Genomic DNA, 19181 nt, shown 5'->3' on the forward strand with positions numbered 1-19181 from the left:
CATGGTCAACGGTCGGTTAATCAATCGACGCTAATCTGACTTCCGTATTGCGTATCAGGGCGTGAATGGATGTGGACACGGCATCATAAGAAACGGAAACTGGGTCGGCTGGTGATGCCGTTGATCGCGGTCGCCTTTCTCTCCTACTTCGGCTATCATTCCATCCACGGCGGCTATGGCCTGAAGGCGACCGAGCAATTCGATCGCCAGATCGTCGAGCGGCAGGCGCGGCTGGATAAGCTCACGAAGCAGCGAATGATCCTCGAAAAAGAGGTTCAGTTGATGAGTGATGGGTCGCTGGAACGGGACATGCTGGATGAAAAAGCTCGCCTCGCGCTCAACATGTCGCGAAGTGATGAGATTGTTATTTTCCACCGGCCCGCGAATTAACCTGAATTCAGTTAATTGAAATTTGTAAATTAAATTCAATTACTTGCGTGGAATGCGAGCCATGCAAATATGGCATTGCTGTGGCCGCGTTCTTTCCCTATGGTAACCGCAAAAGGCTAACCATTGGGAGGAACGAATGGCTCCGCGAAAATCCGCGTCCGTTTCCAGCCGCAAGAGTGCCGCAAAGCCGGCCAAGAAAGATTTCAACGGCGGCACCTTCGCCGACTTCTCCAAGGAAGAAGATCTCAAAGCCTACCGCGAGATGCTGCTGATCCGGCGTTTCGAGGAGAAGGCCGGCCAGCTCTACGGCATGGGCTTCATCGGCGGCTTCTGTCACCTCTATATCGGCCAGGAAGCCGTCGTCGTCGGCATGCAGATGGCGCTGAAGGAGGGTGACCAGGTCATCACCGCCTACCGTGATCATGGCCACATGCTGGCCTGCGGCATGAGCGCCCGCGGCGTCATGGCCGAACTCACCGGTCGTCGCAGCGGTCTTTCCAAAGGGAAGGGCGGCTCGATGCACATGTTCTCCAAGGAAAAGCACTTCTACGGTGGTCACGGCATCGTCGGCGCGCAGGTGTCGCTCGGCACCGGTCTTGCTTTCGCCAACCGCTACCGTGGCAACGACAATGTGTCCGTCGCCTATTTCGGTGATGGCGCGGCCAACCAGGGCCAGGTCTACGAGAGCTTCAACATGGCGCAGCTCTGGAAGCTGCCGGTGATCTACGTGATCGAGAACAACCGTTACGCGATGGGTACTTCCGTTTCGCGGGCTTCGGCCCAGACCGACTTCTCGCAGCGCGGCGTCTCCTTCAACATTCCGGGCTTCCAGGTCGACGGCATGGACGTGCGTGCGGTCAAGGCCGCCGGCGACGAGGCCGTTGAGCATTGCCGCTCGGGCAAGGGTCCGATCATCCTTGAGATGCAGACCTACCGCTATCGCGGCCACTCGATGTCCGACCCGGCGAAGTACCGCTCGAAGGACGAAGTGCAGAAGATGCGCTCGGAGCATGACCCGATCGAGCAGGTGAAGGCACGTCTGACCGAAAAGGGTTGGGCGAACGAGGACGAGCTGAAGCAGATCGACAAGGATGTCCGCGACATTGTTGCCGACAGCGCCGATTTTGCCCAGGCCGATCCGGAGCCGGATGCATCCGAGCTCTACACCGACATCCTGCTTTGATCCGGGGAGGGACAAACATGCCAGTAGAAATTCTTATGCCCGCCCTTTCCCCGACCATGGGGGAAGGCACGCTCTCGAAATGGCTGAAGAACGAGGGGGACAAGGTGTCCTCCGGCGATGTCATCGCCGAGATCGAGACCGACAAGGCAACGATGGAAGTCGAAGCCGTCGATGAAGGCACGATCGGCAAGCTGCTGATCGCCGCCGGCACCGAAGGCGTCAAGGTCAACACGCCGATCGCCGTGCTGCTGCAGGATGGCGAAGGCGCTGGCGACATCGCCGCTCCGAAGGCCGAAGCTCCAAAGGCCGCCGCCGCCGAAGCCCCGGCTGCTGCCGCATCGGCTCCGGTCGCTGCCCAGCCGAAGGTCGAAGTCGCTGCCGATCCGGCCATCCCGGCCGGCACCGAAATGGTGACGATGACCGTCCGCGAAGCGCTTCGCGACGCCATGGCCGAAGAAATGCGCGCCAGCGACGATGTCTTCGTCATGGGTGAAGAAGTCGCCGAATACCAGGGCGCCTACAAGATCACGCAAGGTCTGCTGCAGGAATTCGGCGCCCGCCGTGTCATCGACACCCCGATCACCGAGCACGGCTTTGCCGGCGTCGGCGTCGGCGCTGCCATGACCGGCCTTCGCCCGATCGTCGAGTTCATGACCTTCAACTTCGCCATGCAGGCGATCGACCAGATCATCAACTCCGCTGCCAAGACGCTCTACATGTCCGGCGGCCAGATGGGCGCTCCGATCGTCTTCCGCGGCCCGAGCGGTGCCGCGGCCCGCGTGGCCGCACAGCACTCGCAGTGCTACGCCGCCTGGTACAGCCATATCCCCGGCCTCAAGGTCGTCATGCCCTACACGGCCGCTGACGCCAAGGGTCTGCTCAAGGCCGCGATCCGCGATCCGAACCCGGTCATCTTCCTCGAAAACGAAATCCTCTACGGTCACTCCTTCGAAGTGCCGAAGCTTGACGATTTCGTGCTGCCGATCGGCAAGGCTCGTATCCACAAGGTCGGCAAGGACGCAACGATCGTCTCCTTCGGTATCGGCATGACCTACGCCGTCAAGGCAGTTGCCGAACTCGAAGCCCAGGGCATCGACGTCGAGTTGATCGACCTGCGTACGATCCGCCCGATGGACCTGCCGACGGTCATCGAATCCGTCAAGAAGACGGGCCGCCTCGTCACCGTCGAAGAAGGCTACCCGCAGTCGTCTGTCGGCACCGAAATCGCGACCCGCGTCATGCAGCAGGCCTTCGACTACCTTGACGCCCCGATCCTGACGATCGCCGGCAAGGATGTGCCGATGCCTTACGCCGCGAACCTCGAGAAGCTCGCGCTTCCGAACGTCGCAGAGGTTGTCGATGCGGTGAAAGCCGTTTGCTACAAATAAGGGGAGGGCCCTTCGATGCCTATCAACATCACAATGCCTGCCCTCTCCCCGACAATGGAAGAAGGCAATCTGGCCAAGTGGCTGGTCAAGGAAGGCGATAAGGTCAAGTCCGGCGACGTGATCGCCGAGATCGAGACCGACAAGGCGACGATGGAAGTCGAAGCCGTCGACGAAGGCACCGTTGCCAAGATCGTCGTCCCCGCCGGCACCGATGGCGTCAAGGTCAATGCGCTGATCGCTGTGCTCGCCGCCGATGGCGAGGATGTCGCCACGGCCGCCAAGGGTGGCAATGGCGCGGCAGCACCGGCACCTGCCGCCAAGGCGGAAGCGCCTGCGCCGGCAACGCCGAGCGTCCCGGCTGCGGCTCCTGCCGCTGCGCCGGCTGCAGCCCAGCCGGCCAAGGCTGAGGGCGGCGCACGCGTCTTCTCCTCGCCGCTGGCCCGTCGCCTGGCGAAGGATGCCGGCATCGACCTGTCGGCAGTGGCCGGCACCGGTCCGCATGGCCGCGTCGTCAAGATGGACGTCGAAGCCGCCGCTTCCGGTGGTGCTGCCAAGCCCGCCGCCGCACCGGCCGCCGGCGCTGCTGCTCCTGCAGCCGCACCGCTTGCCAAGGTCCCGTCGGACGACGCGGTTCTCAAGCTGTTCGAGCCGGGTTCCTACGAACTCGTGCCGCATGATGGCATGCGCAAGACGATCGCCAAGCGCCTCGTCGAATCCAAGCAGACGATCCCGCACTTCTACGTGTCGGTCGATTGCGAACTCGACGCGCTGTTGGCGCTGCGCGCTCAGCTCAATGCCGCATCCCCCGAAAAGGACGGCAAGCCGGTCTACAAGCTTTCGGTTAACGACATGGTGATCAAGGCTCTGGCTCTGGCGCTGCGCGACGTTCCGGACGCGAACGTCTCCTGGACCGACAGCAACATGGTCAAGCACAAGCACGCCGATGTCGGCGTTGCCGTGTCGATCCCGGGCGGCCTGATCACCCCGATCGTCCGCCAGGCGGAGCTGAAGAGCCTGTCGGCCATCTCCAACGAGATGAAGGACCTCGGCAAGCGCGCCAAGGACCGCAAGCTGAAGCCCGAGGAATACCAGGGCGGCACCACGGCTGTCTCCAACATGGGCATGATGGGCGTCAAGAACTTCGCCGCCGTCGTCAACCCGCCGCACGCCACGATCCTCGCGGTCGGTGCCGGCGAGGAGCGCGTCGTCGTCAAGAACAAGCAGATGGTCATCGCCAATGTCATGACCGTCACGCTCTCGACCGACCACCGCTGCGTCGATGGTGCGCTCGGCGCCGAACTGCTCGGAGCCTTCAAGCGCTACATCGAAAACCCGATGGGCATGCTGGTCTGAGTTGGATAAGGACCGGCCTTCGGGCCGGTCCGTTGCTTGTCGCGCAGTCGAAGGCGGGCCCGGACGATGAAAACAGTTCTCTGCTATGGCGACAGTCTGACCTGGGGTTACGATGCCGCGGATGGTGGTCGCCACGCGCTTACCGATCGCTGGCCGAGCGTTTTGCAGAAGGCCCTGGGATCGGATGTACAGGTTATTGCCGAGGGGCTGAACGGCCGCACCACGGCCTATGACGACCATCTCGCCGATTGCGACCGCAATGGCGCGAAGGTGCTGCCGACGGTCCTTCACAGTCACGCCCCGCTCGATCTCATCATCCTGCTGCTCGGCACCAACGACATGAAGCCGGTGATCCACGGAACCGCCTTCGGCGCCGTGAAGGGCGTCCAGCGACTGGTCAAACTCATTCGCCGGCACGACTGGCCTGTCGAGAGCGAAGATGGCCCGGAGATTCTGATCGTCGCGCCGCCGACGCTTTGCGAAACTGCCGATGCCGGGTTTGCTGCAATGTTTGCCGGCGGGGTCGAACAGTCGGCGATGCTGGCACCGCTCTATCGCGATCTCGCCGACGAACTCGACTGCGGCTTCTTCGACGCCGGCTCAGTGGCGGTGACGACGCCGCTCGATGGCGTGCATCTCGATGCCGAAAATACACGTGCCATCGGCCGCGGCCTCGAACCGGTCGTGCGGATGATGCTCGGGGTCTGAGAATGTCGGGGGGCGTCACCATCCGTCCGGCGGAAAGGCGTGAGGCGGCGGAGCTTGCCATCCTCGTCGATATTGCCGCGCATGGCTTTGCCTCCTGGCTCTGGTACGGCGCCGTCCTCCATGGAGTGGCGGACACGGCTTTCGAGCGTGGCCGCAACAAGCTTCGGGAAGAGCCAGGACCGGGGAACTGGCGCGACGCTCTGGTCGGCGAAATCGATGATGAGGTTGCCGGTCTGACGGTCGGCTATGCGATTGGCCCGGAAGTGCTGGAGATCGTCGCTAAGCATCCGGTTCTGGAACCCTTGCTGGCGCTGCAGAGGCAGGTTGTCGGCCACTGGTTCATCGAGAGCCTCGGCGTCTATCGCCATCAGCGCGGCCGCGGGGTCGGCAAAGCGCTTCTGGCAAAGGAATTCGAACGCGCCGGATCGGCGCCGGTGAGCTTGATCACCGAGAGCCACAATGACAGGGCTCAGGCACTATACAGGGCAAACGGTTTCGGCGAGGCAGCGCGCGTCGAGGCGGTTCCGCTCTTTGAGGAAAGCAAGAAACACGACTGGGTGCTGTTCACCCGCAAAGTCGCTTGAGACAAAGGCAGGAAACACATGGCTGAGAATTACGACGTCATCGTCATCGGTTCGGGTCCGGGGGGCTATATCGCCGCCATCCGTGCGGCACAGCTTGGTTTGAAGACCGCGGTCGTCGAGCGCGAGCATCTGGCGGGCATCTGCTCCAACTGGGGCTGCATCCCGACCAAGGCGCTGCTGCGCTCCGCCGAAGTTCTCCACTACGCCCAGCATCCGGGCGCCTATGGCATCAAGATCGAAGGCACGGTGACGCCGGACCTGAAGGCGATCGTCGCCCGTTCGCGCGGCATCGCCGAGCGCATGAACGGCGGCGTCGGCTTCCTGATGAAGAAGAACAAGGTCGACGTGATCTGGGGCGAAGCCAAGCTGACGAAGCCGGGTGAGATCGTCGTCGGCAAGTCGACGAAGCCGGTGGTCCAGCCGCAGGCGCCGCTGCCGAAGAACACCAAGGGCGAAGGCACCTACACCGCCAAGCACATCATCATCGCGACCGGCGCCCGTCCTCGTGCGCTGCCGGGCATCGAGCCCGATGGCAAGCTCATCTGGACCTATTTCGAGGCGATGAAGCCCGAGGAAATGCCGAAGTCGCTGCTGGTCATGGGCTCCGGCGCGATTGGCATCGAATTCGCCTCCTTCTATCGCACCATGGGCGTCGACGTGACCGTTGTCGAAGTCATGCCGACCGTAATGCCGGTCGAAGACGCCGAGATCTCGGGCATTGCCAAGAAGCAGTTCGAAAAGCAGGGCATGAAGATCCACCTTCAGGCCAAGGTAACGAAGGTCGAGAAGGCTGCCAACTCGGTGACCGCCCATGTCGAGATGAAGGATGGCAAGGTCGAGAAGATCACTGCCGATCGCATGATCTCGGCTGTCGGCGTCCAGGGCAATATCGAGAACCTCGGCCTCGAAACGCTCGGCGTGAAGACCGACCGCGGCTGCATCGTCATCGACGGCTACGGCAAGACCAATGTTCCCGGCGTTTATGCGATCGGAGACGTTGCCGGCCCGCCGATGCTCGCCCACAAGGCCGAACATGAGGCCGTCATCTGCGTCGAAAAGATCGCAGGCCTTCCGAACGTCCACCCGATGGACAAGCTGAAGATCCCGGGCTGCACCTATTGCCACCCGCAGGTCGCTTCCGTCGGTCTCACAGAAGCCAAGGCAAAGGAACTCGGCCGTGACATCCGCGTCGGCCGCTTCCCCTTCGTCGCAAACGGCAAGGCGATCGCGCTCGGCGAGGACCAGGGTCTGGTCAAGACGATCTTCGACAAGAAGACCGGCGAACTGCTCGGTGCCCACATGGTCGGCGCCGAAGTCACCGAGCTCATCCAGGGCTTTGTCGTCGCGATGAACCTCGAGACGACCGAAGAAGACCTAATGCACACGATCTTCCCGCATCCGACGATCTCGGAGACGATGAAAGAAAGTGTGCTCGACGCATACGGCCGCGCGCTCAACGCCTGATAGTTTCGGCGGCCGCGTTTTTGGTGTATTTTTGGCATTGCTAATGGGAACATTTTTAATGCACGGAGACCAAAATGAGCGTGAACGGCGTCGGTATTTTGGCTGCGATCATCGTCGGCGGTTTGGCCGGGTGGCTCGCGGAGAAGTTCATGGGCAGCAGCATGGGGCTGATCATGAACATAGTGCTCGGCATCATCGGTGCGGTGGTGCTGAATTTTGTCCTGGCGGCCTTCGGCATGGCCTATGCCGGCTGGGTCGCCTACCTGATCATCGGCTTCATCGGCGCATGCCTGTTGATCGCCGCTGGTCGGGTCGTAAAACGATAGTCTGCCGGGCCATCTGCGCTTCCGTCGGGCATGTGCTTAAGACGGCCTGACATTTCTGGTCGGGCCGTCTATATAGAGCGAAAATGGGTCAACCGGCCTGATGCCGGCCCACCGCGACGAGGAAGACAGTATGGTAACGGTGTTCGATGCCGTCTCTGACCGGGCGCAACGCGTCCGCCATCCGGAAAAGGCGCACAAGCCCGATACGGAAGTGATGCGCAAGCCGGAGTGGATCCGCGTCAAGGCGCCGATGTCCAAGGGCTACCAGGAGACGCGAGAGCTGGTGCGTTCGCACAAGCTCGTCACGGTCTGTGAAGAAGCGGGCTGCCCGAACATCGGCGAGTGCTGGGACAAGAAGCACGCCACCTTCATGATCATGGGCGAGATCTGTACCCGCGCCTGCGCCTTCTGCAATGTCGCCACCGGCAAGCCGAATGCGCTCGACATGGAAGAGCCGGCCAACATCGCCAAGGCCGTCAAGCAGATGGGCCTAAGCCACGTGGTCATCACCTCTGTCGACCGCGACGATCTGGAAGATGGTGGCGCCGAGCACTTCGAGAAGGTGATCTGGGCGATCCGCGAAGCGTCGCCGGCGACGACGATCGAAATCCTGACGCCGGACTTCCTGAAGAAGCCGGGTGCGCTGGAACGCGTCGTTGCCGCCAAGCCCGACGTCTTCAACCACAACATGGAAACCGTACCGGGCAATTACCTGACGGTCCGTCCGGGTGCGCGCTATTTCCACTCCGTCCGCCTGTTGCAGCGCGTGAAGGAACTGGACCCGACCATGTTCACCAAGTCCGGCATCATGGTCGGCCTCGGCGAAGAGCGTAACGAAGTGCTGCAGCTGATGGACGACCTCAGAACCGCGGATGTCGACTTCCTGACGATCGGCCAATACCTGCAGCCGACGCGCAAGCACCACAAGGTCGAAGCGTTCGTGACCCCCGAGGAGTTCAAGTCCTACGAGACCGTCGCCTACACCAAGGGCTTCCTCATGGTTTCCTCGAGCCCGCTGACACGCTCATCGCACCATGCCGGCGACGACTTCGCCCGCCTGAGGGCCGCGCGCGAGAAGAAGCTGCAGGCCGCTGAGTAAAGCGGAGCAAGGTCCTTGAGAACCATGGACTCCGGCGCTTGCGCCGGAGTTTTTGTTTTGGCGAAGTGTATGGGGCGACAACCGGCCGTTCGCGCAAAGCTTGCATCATTTGGTCCGATCGCCTAACGGCTGTCTCTGGAGGAGGCGCGCCGATGCCGCGATATCTGAACAACTGGGACGAGGCGGCGGCGCATCTTGCAAGCGCGCAACGCATTCTGGTGGTCGGCTGCTCCGGCAGCGGCAAGAGCACGCTATCCGCTCAACTGTCCGAACGGCTCGGCCTGCCGCACCTGGCGATGGACCGGGAGTTCTTCTGGTTGCCGGGATGGAAACTTCGGCCGAGGCAGGAAATGCTCGCGCTGATCTCGAAGGCCGCCGCCGGCGAGTGCTGGATCATGGATGGCACCAGCCCGAAGACCCTGCCGCTCCGCCTTCCACGCACCCATGTGGTGATATGGATGCGGCTGCCGCGCTGGGTGTCACTGCGCGGGGTGTTCTGGCGCTGGTTCACCTATTGGAAGAAGACCCGGCCGGACATGGCTGACGATTGTCCGGAGAAGGTCGATCTCGATTTTCTGCGCTACATCTGGAACTTCGAGCGCAGGGATGCGGTTGAGATAGAGACGCAACTGGCCGGTCATTCAAACCTGCCGGTTCTCGTGTTGAAATCGCACGCGGAAACGGCGTTCCTACTTGCTAAGATAAAGCGGGGCGACTAGCTCTCGATCATGCCGCATTTCGAAACCAACCACGTCGTCAACCATAGTGCCGACCAGATGTTCGATCTCGTCGCCGATGTCGAACACTATCCCGAGTTCCTGCCGCTCTGCGAAGCGCTGACCGTGCGCTCGCGCAAGGAGCGCGACGGCAAGGTGTTGCTGTTGGCTGACATGACCGTCGGCTACAAGGCGATCCGCGAAACTTTCACGACGCAGGTGCTGTTGAACAAGGCCGAGCGCGTCATCGACGTCAAATACATCGACGGGCCGTTCAAGTATCTCGACAACCGCTGGCGCTTCGAGCCGTCGGGCGAGGGGCAGTCGATCGTGCATTTCTACATCGATTACGAGTTCAAGAGCCGCATTCTCGGCGCTCTGATGGGTTCGATGTTCGACCGTGCCTTCCGCATGTTCTCCGACGCCTTCGAAAAGCGCGCCGACAAAATCTACTCCGCCTGAGCGATTTCCGTGAGCATGGCGAACGCGGTGCGGACGGTGGCAAGCCGGATGCGGCTGCGGCCGATGTCGCCATAGCGCATCTCCCGATGCAGGATCTCGCCGTTTCGCCCGGATGCTGCAAGGTGCACGAGGCCAATGGGCTTTTCGGCCGATCCGCCGCTGGGGCCGGCAACGCCTGTGACGGAAACCGCGAAATCCGCCGCCGAATGCGAAACGGCGCCGCGTGCCATCTCGATCGCGGTCTCTCGCGATACCGCGCCGTGGGCGGCAAGTGTCTCGGTCTCGACGCCGAGCATCGCGACCTTCGCTTCGTTGGAGTAGGTGACGAAGCCACGATCGACGACGGCGGATGAACCGGAAATCTCGGTCAGGGCACCTGCGATCAGGCCGCCGGTGCAGGATTCGGCGGTCGCGACCTTGAGGTTCCGCGCCGTAAACTTGGCGATGATTTCACCGGCTTTGACTTCGATATCGGCGGGCCACATCACGAAAGGCTCCCGTAAACCACGGTGGCCGTGGCGATGGCGGCGATGCCCTCATCGCGGCCGACAAAACCCAGGCGCTCATTGGTCGTTGCCTTGACCGAGCAGCGGTCGAGCGAAATCCCCAGCATCTCCGAGAGCTTTTCGCGCATCGTCAGCCGATGCGGGCCGACCTTCGGCGCTTCGGCGATCAGCGAGATATCAGCATTGGTGATGATGCCACCACGTTCGCGCACGATCTTGGCAGCATGCTCCAGGAAGATGCGCGATGGCGCGCCCTTCCATTGCGGGTCGGACGGCGGAAAATGGTCGCCGATGTCGCCAGCACCACAGGTGGCGAGCAGAGCGTCGGTCAGCGCGTGCAGCGCCACATCGGCATCGGAATGGCCGGAAAGTTTCTTCGTGTGCGGAATGAAGACGCCGCAGAGCGTGACGCCGTCGCCTTCGATCAACTGGTGCACGTCGTAACCGTTGCCCGTGCGCACATCGGGCAGGGCGGTCCGATTGAGTTTCTCGTCGGCCATGGCGATATCCCTTCTCAGCGTAAGCTTGACGTTGTCGACCGTGCCCTCGACGAGGACGACCTTGAGGCCCGCCCATTCGGCGATCGAGGCATCGTCGGTAAAATCGGTGCGGCCGCTCTTGGCTGCATCCCGGTGCGCAGCAAGAATGGCCTGGAGATCGAATGTTTGTGGTGTCTGTGCGCCGTAGAGACCGTCGCGCGGCACAGTCTCAAGCACGACACTACCCTTGCCCGCGCGCTTCAGCGTGTCTGCGACCGCGACCGCTGGCAGCACGGCCTTGACGTCGTCGCGAAGGGCCGCTGCACAGCGCGAAAGCAGCGCATGATCGGCGAAGGGGCGTACCGCATCGTGAATCATCACATGACGAGCGCCGATTTCTGTGAGGGCTTCGAGGCCGGCGAGCACGGACATCTGCCGGGTCGCGCCACCATGGACGACAGTGACGGCACTTGCCGCCGACCGTTTGCGTGCGGCATCGAACAGCGTCTCGTCATCCGGGTGAATGACGACGACGATTGGGCCGACGGTCGGCCATGTCGCGAAAGTGTCAAGCGTATGGGCGATAACGGGCCGGCCGCCGATGGTTCGATACTGCTTCGGGCCTTCGGCGGATTGTCCGGCACGTTCGCCGCGTCCTGCTGCAACGATCACCACGCCGCACTTAAGCTGTTCTTGAGGCTGCATCTTCTGTATGAGGTCCCGCATTCGCCTATCTTCGCCGTGATGTAACGCGAAGGGGCGTGCTTTGCCAGCACTGCATAATTCCTTAGGTCGAACTTGCGGTGACCTTGGCGCGTCTTGAGAGGCTCGCGGCGCTGTAAGCCTGGAATTTTGCGCAAGGCGCCGAAATCGCTTGGCAAGCCCGAGAACAATGTCTAAAAATAGTGCAGTACCAACATGTGCCTGAAAGATATGCATTTGCCAATTCCGGCTCTCTCGTCACCTCTTCGGATCGCGACCATCGAAATCCGCAACCGGGTGGCGCTCGCCCCCATGTCCGGTGTCACCGATCTGCCGTTCCGGCGGCTTGCCTGGCGTTATGGCGCCGGCTTTGTCGTGACCGAGATGGTTGCGAGCCGCGAACTGGTCGGTAATGCCCAGGAGTCCTGGGCGCGGCTGAAAAATTCCGGCATCAAGCCGCACATCGTCCAGCTTGCCGGTCGCGAGGCGCATTGGATGGCGGAAGCCGCCAAGATCGCCGCCGACAATGGTGCCGATATCATCGACATCAACATGGGCTGCCCGGCCAAGAAGGTAACGGGGGGCTACTCCGGCTCGGCGCTCATGCGTGATCCCGATCACGCTTTGTCGCTGGTCGAGGCGACCGTGAACGCGGTCGATGTGCCGGTAACGCTGAAGATGCGGCTCGGCTGGGACGAGAACTCCATCAACGCGCCGCTGATTGCCAAGCGCGCCGAAGAGGCGGGCGTCAAGGCGATCACCGTGCACGGCCGCACGCGCATGCAATTCTACAACGGCAAGGCAGACTGGGATGCCATCCGCCCGGTCCGCGAGGTCATTACTGTTCCGCTGGTTGCCAATGGCGACGTGGAGACAATCGCCGACGCCGAAGAAATCCTTCGGCGCTCGGGCGCAGATGCCGTCATGGCCGGCCGCTCGTCGCAGGGCCGCCCTTGGCACATCGGCTTTCTTGCCGGTGCGGTCGAGCACCCGTCGCAGGCGGAGGTTGCCGATATCTTTGCGGAGCACTACGAAATGATGCTCGAATTCTATGGCGTCGAGGTTGGCCTGCGGCACGCGCGCAAGCATGTCGCCTGGTATCTCGATCGCGCTGCCCCTGCCATGCCAGGCACGGAAAAGGCAGCAATCCTGACGTCGACCGATGTGCGCTTTGTCCGCGACCGGGCACGCGCCGCGATGCTGGATGCCGCTTCGACCAGGTCGGAAGGTGAGGCGCTCGCAGAAGGAATTGCCGCATGAGCGAGAAACCGGGCGTTTCCGAAGCGGCCGCGAGCGGTCTGTCGATGGCGGTTCTGAATGCCATCCAGAATCCGGTAATCCTGGTCGATGCCAGCGGCCTGGTCGCCTTTGCGAACTGGGAGGCCGAATCGTTTTTTGGCGCCAGCGCCAATCACCTGGCGCGTCACAACATCAGCGCCTTCATTCCCTTCGGCAGTCCGTTGCTGACGCTGATCGAACAGGTGCGCGAACGCAAGGCGCCAGTGAATGAATACCGTGTCGACCTGAGCTCGCCGCGTCTCGGTGCCGACAAGCTTGTCGATCTCTATGTTGCCCCGGTTCTTTCCGAGCAAGGCTCCGTCGTCGTCGTCTTCCAGGAACGCTCGATGGCCGACAAGATTGACAGGCAGCTCACGCATCGCGGTGCCGCGCGTTCGGTGACTGGCCTTGCCTCGATGCTCGCGCACGAAATCAAGAACCCGCTTTCGGGCATCCGCGGTGCTGCGCAGCTGCTCGAAACCTCTGCCAATGACGAAGACAGAGCGCTGACGCGCCTCATCTGCGACGAGACTGACCGGATCGTCTCGCTGGTTGATCGCATGGAGGTGTTTTCCGACGAGCGCCCGGTGGACCGCGTGCCGCTGAACATCCATTCGGTGCTCGACCATGTGAAGGCGATCGCCAAGGCCGGCTTTGCCCGCCACATCAAGTTTTCAGAAAATTACGATCCGTCCTTGCCACCCGTCTATGCCAACCGCGATCAACTGGTTCAGGTGTTCCTGAACCTGATCAAGAACGCGGCCGAAGCGATCGGCGATCGCAGCGATGGCGAGATCGTGCTGACGACGGCCTACAGGCCGGGCATCCGCCTGTCGGTCGCCGGAACGCGCGAGAAAATCTCGCTGCCGCTGGAATTCTGCGTGCACGACAACGGACCGGGCGTGCCGTCGGATCTGCTGCCGCTGCTCTTCGATCCTTTCATCACCACCAAGACCAACGGTTCCGGCCTGGGGCTCGCACTGGTTGCCAAGATCATCGGCGCCCATGGCGGCATCGTCGAATGCGACAGTCAGCAGAACCGTACCACCTTCCGTGTCCTGATGCCTGCCTCCAAGGGCCAGGCAGCGGATGAAGACGACATGCCGATGACAAAAGGAAACCTTGCATGACGGGTGCCACGATCCTCGTCGCGGATGACGACGCAGCCATTCGCACCGTGCTGAACCAGGCGCTGAGCCGCGCCGGCTACGATGTCCGCATCACCTCCAATGCGGCAACCCTGTGGCGCTGGATCGCGGCAGGCGACGGCGATCTCGTCGTGACCGACGTGGTGATGCCCGACGAGAATGCCTTCGATCTGCTGCCGCGCATCAAAAAGGCGCGGCCCGATCTGCCGGTGCTGGTCATGAGCGCGCAGAACACTTTCATGACGGCGATCAAGGCTTCGGAGAAAGGCGCCTACGACTATCTGCCGAAGCCCTTCGACCTGACCGAACTGATCGGCATTATCGGCCGGGCGCTGTCTGAGCCCAAGCGTCGCCCGGCGAAGCTTGACGACGACACCCAGGACGGTATGCCGTTGGTCGGCCGTTCGGCTGCTATGCAGGAAATCTACCGGGTACTGGCGCGCCTGATGCAGACGGATCTGACGCTGATGATCACCGGCGAGTCCGGTACCGGCAAGGAGCTCGTCGCGCGTGCGCTGCACGATTATGGCAAGCGGCGCAACGGCCCGTTCGTGGCGATCAACATGGCGGCGATCCCGCGCGATCTGATCGAATCGGAGCTTTTCGGTCACGAGAAAGGCGCCTTCACCGGTGCTCAGGTGCGCTCGACCGGCCGTTTCGAGCAGGCCGAGGGCGGCACACTCTTCCTCGACGAGATCGGCGACATGCCGATGGACGCGCAAACCCGTCTGTTGCGGGTGCTGCAACAGGGCGAATACACGACGGTCGGCGGCCGCACGCCGATCCGCTCGGACGTGCGCATCGTGGCGGCGACGAACAAGGATCTGAAGCAGTCGATCAATCAGGGCCTGTTCCGCGAAGATCTTTACTATCGCCTCAACGTCGTGCCGTTGCGTCTGCCGCCGCTGCGTGACCGCGCCGAGGATATTCCGGATCTCGTGCGCCACTTTGTCCAGCAGGCGGAAAAGGAAGGGCTCGACGTCAAACGCTTCGACCACGAAGCGTTGGAATTGATGAAGGCGCACGCTTGGCCGGGAAACGTGCGCGAACTGGAAAACCTGGTGCGCCGCCTGACGGCGCTTTATCCACAGGACGTGATCACCCGCGAAATCATCGAAAACGAGCTGCGTTCGGAGATACCGGACAGCCCGATCGAGAAGACCGCAGCACGGCCTGGCTCACTCACCATCTCCCAGGCTGTCGAAGAGAATATGCGCCAATATTTTGCAAGCTTCGGCGATGCTTTACCGCCGGTCGGCCTCTACGATCGGGTGCTTGCCGAAATGGAGTATCCGTTGATCCTTGCGGCGCTTACCGCAACCCGTGGTAACCAGATCAAGGCGGCCGATTTGCTCGGCCTCAACCGTAACACGCTGCGCAAGAAAATCCGCGAACTTGGCGTTTCGGTCTACCGCAGCTCACGCAGCGCTTGACTTGGTCGCAGCCACCGTTGCATTTTCGCCACAATGCGTTGCTTGAACGTGTGACGATCGCCGAATCGCGTGTCGTTGCCGTCTCGTTCAATCGATTTGACCCAATTGATTGAGTGGGGCCGCAACGCAGCAGCCCGTTTGGGCGGTGAGGTCAACCTTTGACCAGAGAATGCTAGCAAGAGATGCCGTCGCCAACAGGCGCCGGTTGGGGGAACGCTTTTCATGGTGGATGCAATGGCCTTGCCGCTGGGCACAGATGAGGGACTCGCGGCGCAGGACCGGCGCGCGTCCTTTGCCCTGCCGGGGCTGATGCTGGCGACCGGGGCCCTGGCCTGTGCCACCGTCTCGTTGATCATCCTTCTCGGATTGACGCCGATACGGCTGGAACGAAATGTCGTCATCGCCTGCGCCGCCATCAACAGCCTGTTCGTCGTTGGCCTGATCTACCTGATCGCCCGCGAAATCCTGCGGCTGCTGCGGGCCCGCAGCAAGGGCCGCGCTGCTGCGCGCCTGCATGTGCGTATCGTTGCGCTGTTTTCGATCGTGGCGATCACGCCGGCGGTGCTCGTCGCGATCTTTGCCAGCATCACTCTCGATGTCGGCCTCGATCGCTGGTTTTCGCTTCGCACCCAGGCGATCGTCCGCTCGTCGATCAATGTCGCTCAGGCCTATGTGCTCGAGAATGCCAGCTATCTGCAGGGCCAGACCGTGTCGATGGCAAACGACCTCGAACGCAACCGGCAGCTCTATAGCCTCGATCGCACCGGCTTCACGGAACTGATGACCCGCCAGGCACGTGGCCGCGGTATGCTTGGCGCATTCCTCGTTCGCGCGGACGGCAGTCCCATCATTCAGGCCAACATCTCCACGGACCGTCCGCTGCCCTCCATTCCCCCGGACGCGCTGAAAAGCTCGGTATCCGGTCAACCGACCCTGATCCCGCCAGGGGTCACCAACCTCGTTGGTGCCGTGATTCCGCTCGACGACATCCCGGGCACCTATCTCTACACGGTTCGCAACGTCGATCCGGAAGTGATGCGCTCGCTGCGGCTGATGGAAGAGAATACGGCCGAGTACAAGATGCTCGAGGCCGGGCGGACCTTCACGCAGATTGCCTTTGGCGTTCTCTACATCGGCTTTGCGCTCATCGTTCTCCTCGCCGCAATCTGGACCGCGATCGCGGTCGCTGACCGGATCGTCAGGCCGATCCGCCAATTGATCGGCGCCGCCGACAGCGTCGCCTCGGGCAACCTTGATGTCGTCGTGCCGGTCCGCGCGGTGGACGGCGACGTCGGCAACCTGTCGCGCACCTTCAACAAGATGGTCTCGGAGATCCGCAGCCAGCAGGAACAGATCCTGGAAGCCAAGGACGAGGTCGATCATCGCAGCCGCTTCATCGAGGCAGTGCTCTCGGGCGTGACCGCAGCCGTGATCGGTGTCGGTCGAGATCGGCAGATCACCATCGCCAACTCGTCTTCCGAAGAGTTCCTGAAGAAGACGGCGCCGGAGCTCCTCGGTGCTGACCTGCGTACCGTGGCACCGGAGATCGAAGAGGTCCTGGTGGAGGCCGAAAGCCGCCATCGCAACGACTACCGCAAGCAGATCAACATCATGCGCGGCGGAACCGAACGGACGCTGAACGTTCAGGTGACACGCGAAGAGGGCGGCGAGTCGAATGAGTCCTACGTCATCACCATCGACGACATTACCGATCTCGTCATCGCCCAGCGTTCGACTGCATGGGCAGATGTCGCGCGCCGCATCGCGCACGAGATCAAGAACCCGCTGACCCCAATCCAGCTTTCTGCCGAGCGCCTGAAGCGGCGCTACGGCAAGCAGATCAATCAGGAAGACAAGGTCGTTTTCGACCAGTGTACCGATACGATCGTGCGCCAGGTGGAAGATATCGGCCGCATGGTCGACGAGTTCTCCTCCTTCGCACGCATGCCTAAGCCGACGAAGGAAAAGGCCGATCTCCGCGGGATACTGAAGGATGCGATATTCCTGCGCGAGATGGGCAACAATCACATCGATTTCGTACGGGACCTCGGCGAAGAGCCGCTTGAGGGGCTGTTCGATGGGCGCATGCTCGGCCAGGCCTTCGGCAACATCGTCAAGAACGCCGTCGAATCGATCGAGGCGGTGCCGGCCGATGCCGTGCGCGGCCATCCGATGATCGTGGCGCGCGCGCGAACCGACACAGCCACGGGCCGCTTCGTCGTCGACATCATCGACAACGGTAAGGGCCTGCCGACGGAGAACCGGCACAGGATTCTGGAGCCGTACATGACGATGCGCGAGAAGGGCACGGGCCTCGGCCTCGCCATCGTCAAGAAGATCATTGAGGACCATGGCGGACAATTGGAATTGCACGACGCGCCAGCCGATTTTGACGGCGGTGTCGGGGCGATGATCCGCGTGATCCTGCCGCCTGCCGGAGAAGCCGCGGGCGAAGACAGTTTGAAGGATAAGGGTGCGAGCGATGGCCGCTGATATTCTGGTTGTTGACGATGAAGAAGATATCCGCGAGATCGTGTCGGGTATCCTCTCCGACGAAGGGCACGAAACCCGCACCGCCTTCGACAGCGACAGCGCGCTGGCAGCGATCAGCGATCGTGTGCCGCGTCTGGTCTTCCTCGATATCTGGATGCAGGGAAGCCGCCTCGATGGTCTGGCGCTGCTCGACGAGATCAAGGGACGCTATCCGGATCTCCCGGTCGTGATGATTTCCGGTCATGGCAACATCGAGACCGCGGTCAACGCCATCAAGCGTGGCGCATATGATTTCATCGAGAAGCCCTTCAAGGCGGACCGGCTCATTCTGATCGCCGAGCGCGCGCTCGAGAACTCCAAGCTCAAGCGCGAGGTTTCCGAGCTGAAGAAGAAGTCCGGCGACCCGGTGGAACTGATCGGAACGTCGGTTGCCGTGTCGCAGCTTCGTCAGACGATCGAGAAGGTCTCGCCGACCAACAGCCGCATCATGATCCAGGGTCCATCCGGGTCGGGCAAGGAACTGGTCGCGCGGATGATCCACCGCAAGTCGACGCGTTCTGCCGGCCCCTTTGTGGCCCTGAACGCTGCGGCGATCACGCCCGACCGCATGGAGATCGCGCTTTTCGGCACCGAAGGCACGCCCGGCCAGCCACGTCGCACCGGTGCGCTCGAAGAGGCCCATGGCGGTATTCTTTATCTCGACGAAATCGGCGAAATGCCGCGCGAGACGCAGAATAAGATCCTGCGGGTGCTGGTTGACCAGCAGTTCGAACGTGTCGGGGGCACCAAGCGCGTCAAGGTCGATGTCCGCATCATTTCCTCGACCGCCTACAACCTCGAAAACATGATCTCCGAAGGTCTGTTCCGCGAAGACCTGTTCCACCGGCTTGCCGTCATCCCGGTGCGGGTGCCGGCGCTCGCCGAACGCCGCGAGGATATTCCGTTCCTGGTCGACATGTTCATGCGCCAGGTCAGCGAGCAGGCGGGTATCCGCCCGCGAAAGATCGGCGACGATGCACTGGCCGTGCTCCAGGCCCATGACTGGCCCGGCAACATCCGCCAGCTTCGCAACAACATCGAGCGCCTGATGATCCTTGCGCGCAGCGACGGCCCGGACACGCCGATTTCCGCCGACATGCTGCCGACGGAGGTGGGCGACACACTGCCGAAGATCTCGGCGCAGGGCGATCAGCACATCATGACGTTGCCGTTGCGCGAGGCCCGCGAAATGTTCGAGCGTGACTATCTGATCGCGCAGATCAACCGGTTCGGCGGCAACATCTCCCGTACGGCGGAATTTGTCGGAATGGAGCGGTCGGCGCTGCATCGCAAGCTGAAGTCGCTGGGCGTCTGAGCCGATATGGCGTCTGGCCTTTACATCAGCGCTCCTGCAGTGGCGCGCGCCTGATCAGGCGCGCCAACATCGCTGCCGCACTGTGAATTGCTGCATGTTTTTTTGCCTGAATCGG

General features: G+C 62.2%; 18 protein-coding genes. 16 read left to right on the forward strand and 2 right to left on the reverse strand.

The genetic code is table 11. The features are described from left to right. Positions 1-69: 69 nt before the first annotated feature. From I8N66_RS08605 to I8N66_RS08655, 11 genes are all read left to right on the forward strand, one after another. Positions 70-390, forward strand: coding sequence for a septum formation initiator family protein (locus I8N66_RS08605; RefSeq protein ID WP_113537698.1), 321 nt, complete (start codon positions 70-72; stop codon positions 388-390). A 136-nt stretch (positions 391-526) separates the two neighbouring features. Beyond that, positions 527-1573, forward strand: coding sequence for a pyruvate dehydrogenase (acetyl-transferring) E1 component subunit alpha (gene pdhA, locus I8N66_RS08610; protein ID WP_113537697.1), 1047 nt, complete (start codon positions 527-529; stop codon positions 1571-1573). Positions 1574-1590: 17 nt separating this feature from the next. Continuing rightward, positions 1591-2961, forward strand: coding sequence for a pyruvate dehydrogenase complex E1 component subunit beta (locus I8N66_RS08615; RefSeq protein WP_291152196.1), 1371 nt, complete (start codon positions 1591-1593; stop codon positions 2959-2961). Between the two features lie 15 nt (positions 2962-2976). Beyond that, complete coding sequence (locus I8N66_RS08620; protein WP_291152199.1) at positions 2977-4314, forward strand: pyruvate dehydrogenase complex dihydrolipoamide acetyltransferase; 1338 nt, start codon at positions 2977-2979, stop codon at positions 4312-4314. A 66-nt stretch (positions 4315-4380) separates the two neighbouring features. After that, on the forward strand, positions 4381-5022 hold the full coding sequence (locus tag I8N66_RS08625) for an SGNH/GDSL hydrolase family protein (RefSeq protein ID WP_113537694.1): 642 nt from the start codon (positions 4381-4383) through the stop codon (positions 5020-5022). Positions 5023-5024: 2 nt separating this feature from the next. Next, positions 5025-5606, forward strand: coding sequence for a GNAT family N-acetyltransferase (locus I8N66_RS08630; protein WP_291152206.1), 582 nt, complete (start codon positions 5025-5027; stop codon positions 5604-5606). Between the two features lie 18 nt (positions 5607-5624). Then, complete coding sequence (gene lpdA / locus I8N66_RS08635; protein WP_113537692.1) at positions 5625-7070, forward strand: dihydrolipoyl dehydrogenase; 1446 nt, start codon at positions 5625-5627, stop codon at positions 7068-7070. A gap of 74 nt (positions 7071-7144) precedes the next feature. Next, the gene (locus I8N66_RS08640) at positions 7145-7396 is read left to right on the forward strand and encodes a GlsB/YeaQ/YmgE family stress response membrane protein (protein WP_034795805.1); all 252 of its coding nucleotides are present in this window, start codon (positions 7145-7147) and stop codon (positions 7394-7396) included. 130 nt (positions 7397-7526) lie between these two features. After that, a complete protein-coding gene (gene lipA, locus I8N66_RS08645; protein ID WP_113537691.1) occupies positions 7527-8495 on the forward strand; it encodes a lipoyl synthase in 969 nt (322 codons plus the stop codon). Positions 8496-8647: 152 nt separating this feature from the next. Beyond that, a complete protein-coding gene (locus tag I8N66_RS08650) occupies positions 8648-9214 on the forward strand; it encodes an AAA family ATPase (protein WP_113537690.1) in 567 nt (188 codons plus the stop codon). A gap of 9 nt (positions 9215-9223) precedes the next feature. Next, entirely contained in the window at positions 9224-9673 is a 450-nt protein-coding gene (locus tag I8N66_RS08655) for a type II toxin-antitoxin system RatA family toxin (RefSeq protein WP_291152231.1), read from the forward strand. Here I8N66_RS08655 and I8N66_RS08660 read toward each other — a convergent pair. Then, the gene (locus I8N66_RS08660; RefSeq protein ID WP_291152484.1) at positions 9661-10158 is read right to left on the reverse strand and encodes a CinA family protein; all 498 of its coding nucleotides are present in this window, start codon (positions 10156-10158) and stop codon (positions 9661-9663) included. The genes I8N66_RS08655 and I8N66_RS08660 overlap by 13 nt on opposite strands. Further along, on the reverse strand, positions 10158-11363 hold the full coding sequence (locus tag I8N66_RS08665) for a bifunctional 2-C-methyl-D-erythritol 4-phosphate cytidylyltransferase/2-C-methyl-D-erythritol 2,4-cyclodiphosphate synthase (RefSeq protein ID WP_365887019.1): 1206 nt from the start codon (positions 11361-11363) through the stop codon (positions 10158-10160). The genes I8N66_RS08660 and I8N66_RS08665 overlap by 1 nt, the downstream gene beginning before the upstream one ends. Before the next feature lie 213 nt (positions 11364-11576). Here I8N66_RS08665 and dusB point away from each other — a divergent pair, with 213 nt between their 5' ends. The 5 genes from dusB to ntrX all read left to right on the forward strand — a co-directional run bounded on the left by dusB (position 11577) and on the right by ntrX (position 19066). Continuing rightward, positions 11577-12620: a tRNA dihydrouridine synthase DusB gene (dusB, locus tag I8N66_RS08670; protein ID WP_291152237.1), complete on the forward strand. Its 1044-nt coding sequence runs from the start codon at positions 11577-11579 to the stop codon at positions 12618-12620. Beyond that, positions 12617-13768 (forward strand): nitrogen regulation protein NR(II), encoded by a 1152-nt coding sequence (locus tag I8N66_RS08675; protein WP_291152240.1) that lies wholly within the window; start codon positions 12617-12619, stop codon positions 13766-13768. The genes dusB and I8N66_RS08675 overlap by 4 nt, the downstream gene beginning before the upstream one ends. Continuing rightward, on the forward strand, positions 13765-15219 hold the full coding sequence (gene ntrC / locus I8N66_RS08680; RefSeq protein ID WP_113537684.1) for a nitrogen regulation protein NR(I): 1455 nt from the start codon (positions 13765-13767) through the stop codon (positions 15217-15219). Before I8N66_RS08675 ends, ntrC begins: the two co-directional genes overlap by 4 nt. Positions 15220-15441: 222 nt before the next feature. Next, on the forward strand, positions 15442-17712 hold the full coding sequence (locus tag I8N66_RS08685) for a PAS domain-containing sensor histidine kinase (RefSeq protein WP_291152245.1): 2271 nt from the start codon (positions 15442-15444) through the stop codon (positions 17710-17712). Then, positions 17702-19066: a two-component system response regulator NtrX gene (gene ntrX / locus I8N66_RS08690; protein WP_113537682.1), complete on the forward strand. Its 1365-nt coding sequence runs from the start codon at positions 17702-17704 to the stop codon at positions 19064-19066. The genes I8N66_RS08685 and ntrX overlap by 11 nt, the downstream gene beginning before the upstream one ends. Positions 19067-19181: the final 115 nt, after the last annotated feature.

Source organism: Ensifer sp. SSB1 (genome assembly GCF_016652895.1).
Taxonomy (GTDB): Bacteria; Pseudomonadota; Alphaproteobacteria; order Rhizobiales; family Rhizobiaceae; genus Ensifer.

Bases quoted from the DNA above. Each gene is read 5' to 3' on its own strand.
- I8N66_RS08655 (WP_291152231.1), top strand. From the start codon at position 9,224: ATGCCGCATTTCGAAACCAACCACGTCGTCAACCATAGTGCCGACCAG.
- I8N66_RS08665 (WP_365887019.1), bottom strand. From the start codon at position 11,363: ATGCAGCCTCAAGAACAGCTTAAGTGCGGCGTGGTGATCGTTGCAGCA.
- I8N66_RS08620 (WP_291152199.1), top strand. From the start codon at position 2,977: ATGCCTATCAACATCACAATGCCTGCCCTCTCCCCGACAATGGAAGAA.
- I8N66_RS08650 (WP_113537690.1), top strand. From the start codon at position 8,648: ATGCCGCGATATCTGAACAACTGGGACGAGGCGGCGGCGCATCTTGCA.
- I8N66_RS08630 (WP_291152206.1), top strand. From the start codon at position 5,025: ATGTCGGGGGGCGTCACCATCCGTCCGGCGGAAAGGCGTGAGGCGGCG.
- ntrC (WP_113537684.1), top strand. From the start codon at position 13,765: ATGACGGGTGCCACGATCCTCGTCGCGGATGACGACGCAGCCATTCGC.
- dusB (WP_291152237.1), top strand. From the start codon at position 11,577: ATGTGCCTGAAAGATATGCATTTGCCAATTCCGGCTCTCTCGTCACCT.
- pdhA (WP_113537697.1), top strand. From the start codon at position 527: ATGGCTCCGCGAAAATCCGCGTCCGTTTCCAGCCGCAAGAGTGCCGCA.
- I8N66_RS08660 (WP_291152484.1), bottom strand. From the start codon at position 10,158: ATGTGGCCCGCCGATATCGAAGTCAAAGCCGGTGAAATCATCGCCAAG.
- lipA (WP_113537691.1), top strand. From the start codon at position 7,527: ATGGTAACGGTGTTCGATGCCGTCTCTGACCGGGCGCAACGCGTCCGC.
- I8N66_RS08685 (WP_291152245.1), top strand. From the start codon at position 15,442: ATGGTGGATGCAATGGCCTTGCCGCTGGGCACAGATGAGGGACTCGCG.
- I8N66_RS08615 (WP_291152196.1), top strand. From the start codon at position 1,591: ATGCCAGTAGAAATTCTTATGCCCGCCCTTTCCCCGACCATGGGGGAA.
- I8N66_RS08675 (WP_291152240.1), top strand. From the start codon at position 12,617: ATGAGCGAGAAACCGGGCGTTTCCGAAGCGGCCGCGAGCGGTCTGTCG.
- ntrX (WP_113537682.1), top strand. From the start codon at position 17,702: ATGGCCGCTGATATTCTGGTTGTTGACGATGAAGAAGATATCCGCGAG.
- lpdA (WP_113537692.1), top strand. From the start codon at position 5,625: ATGGCTGAGAATTACGACGTCATCGTCATCGGTTCGGGTCCGGGGGGC.
- I8N66_RS08625 (WP_113537694.1), top strand. From the start codon at position 4,381: ATGAAAACAGTTCTCTGCTATGGCGACAGTCTGACCTGGGGTTACGAT.
- I8N66_RS08605 (WP_113537698.1), top strand. From the start codon at position 70: ATGTGGACACGGCATCATAAGAAACGGAAACTGGGTCGGCTGGTGATG.
- I8N66_RS08640 (WP_034795805.1), top strand. From the start codon at position 7,145: ATGAGCGTGAACGGCGTCGGTATTTTGGCTGCGATCATCGTCGGCGGT.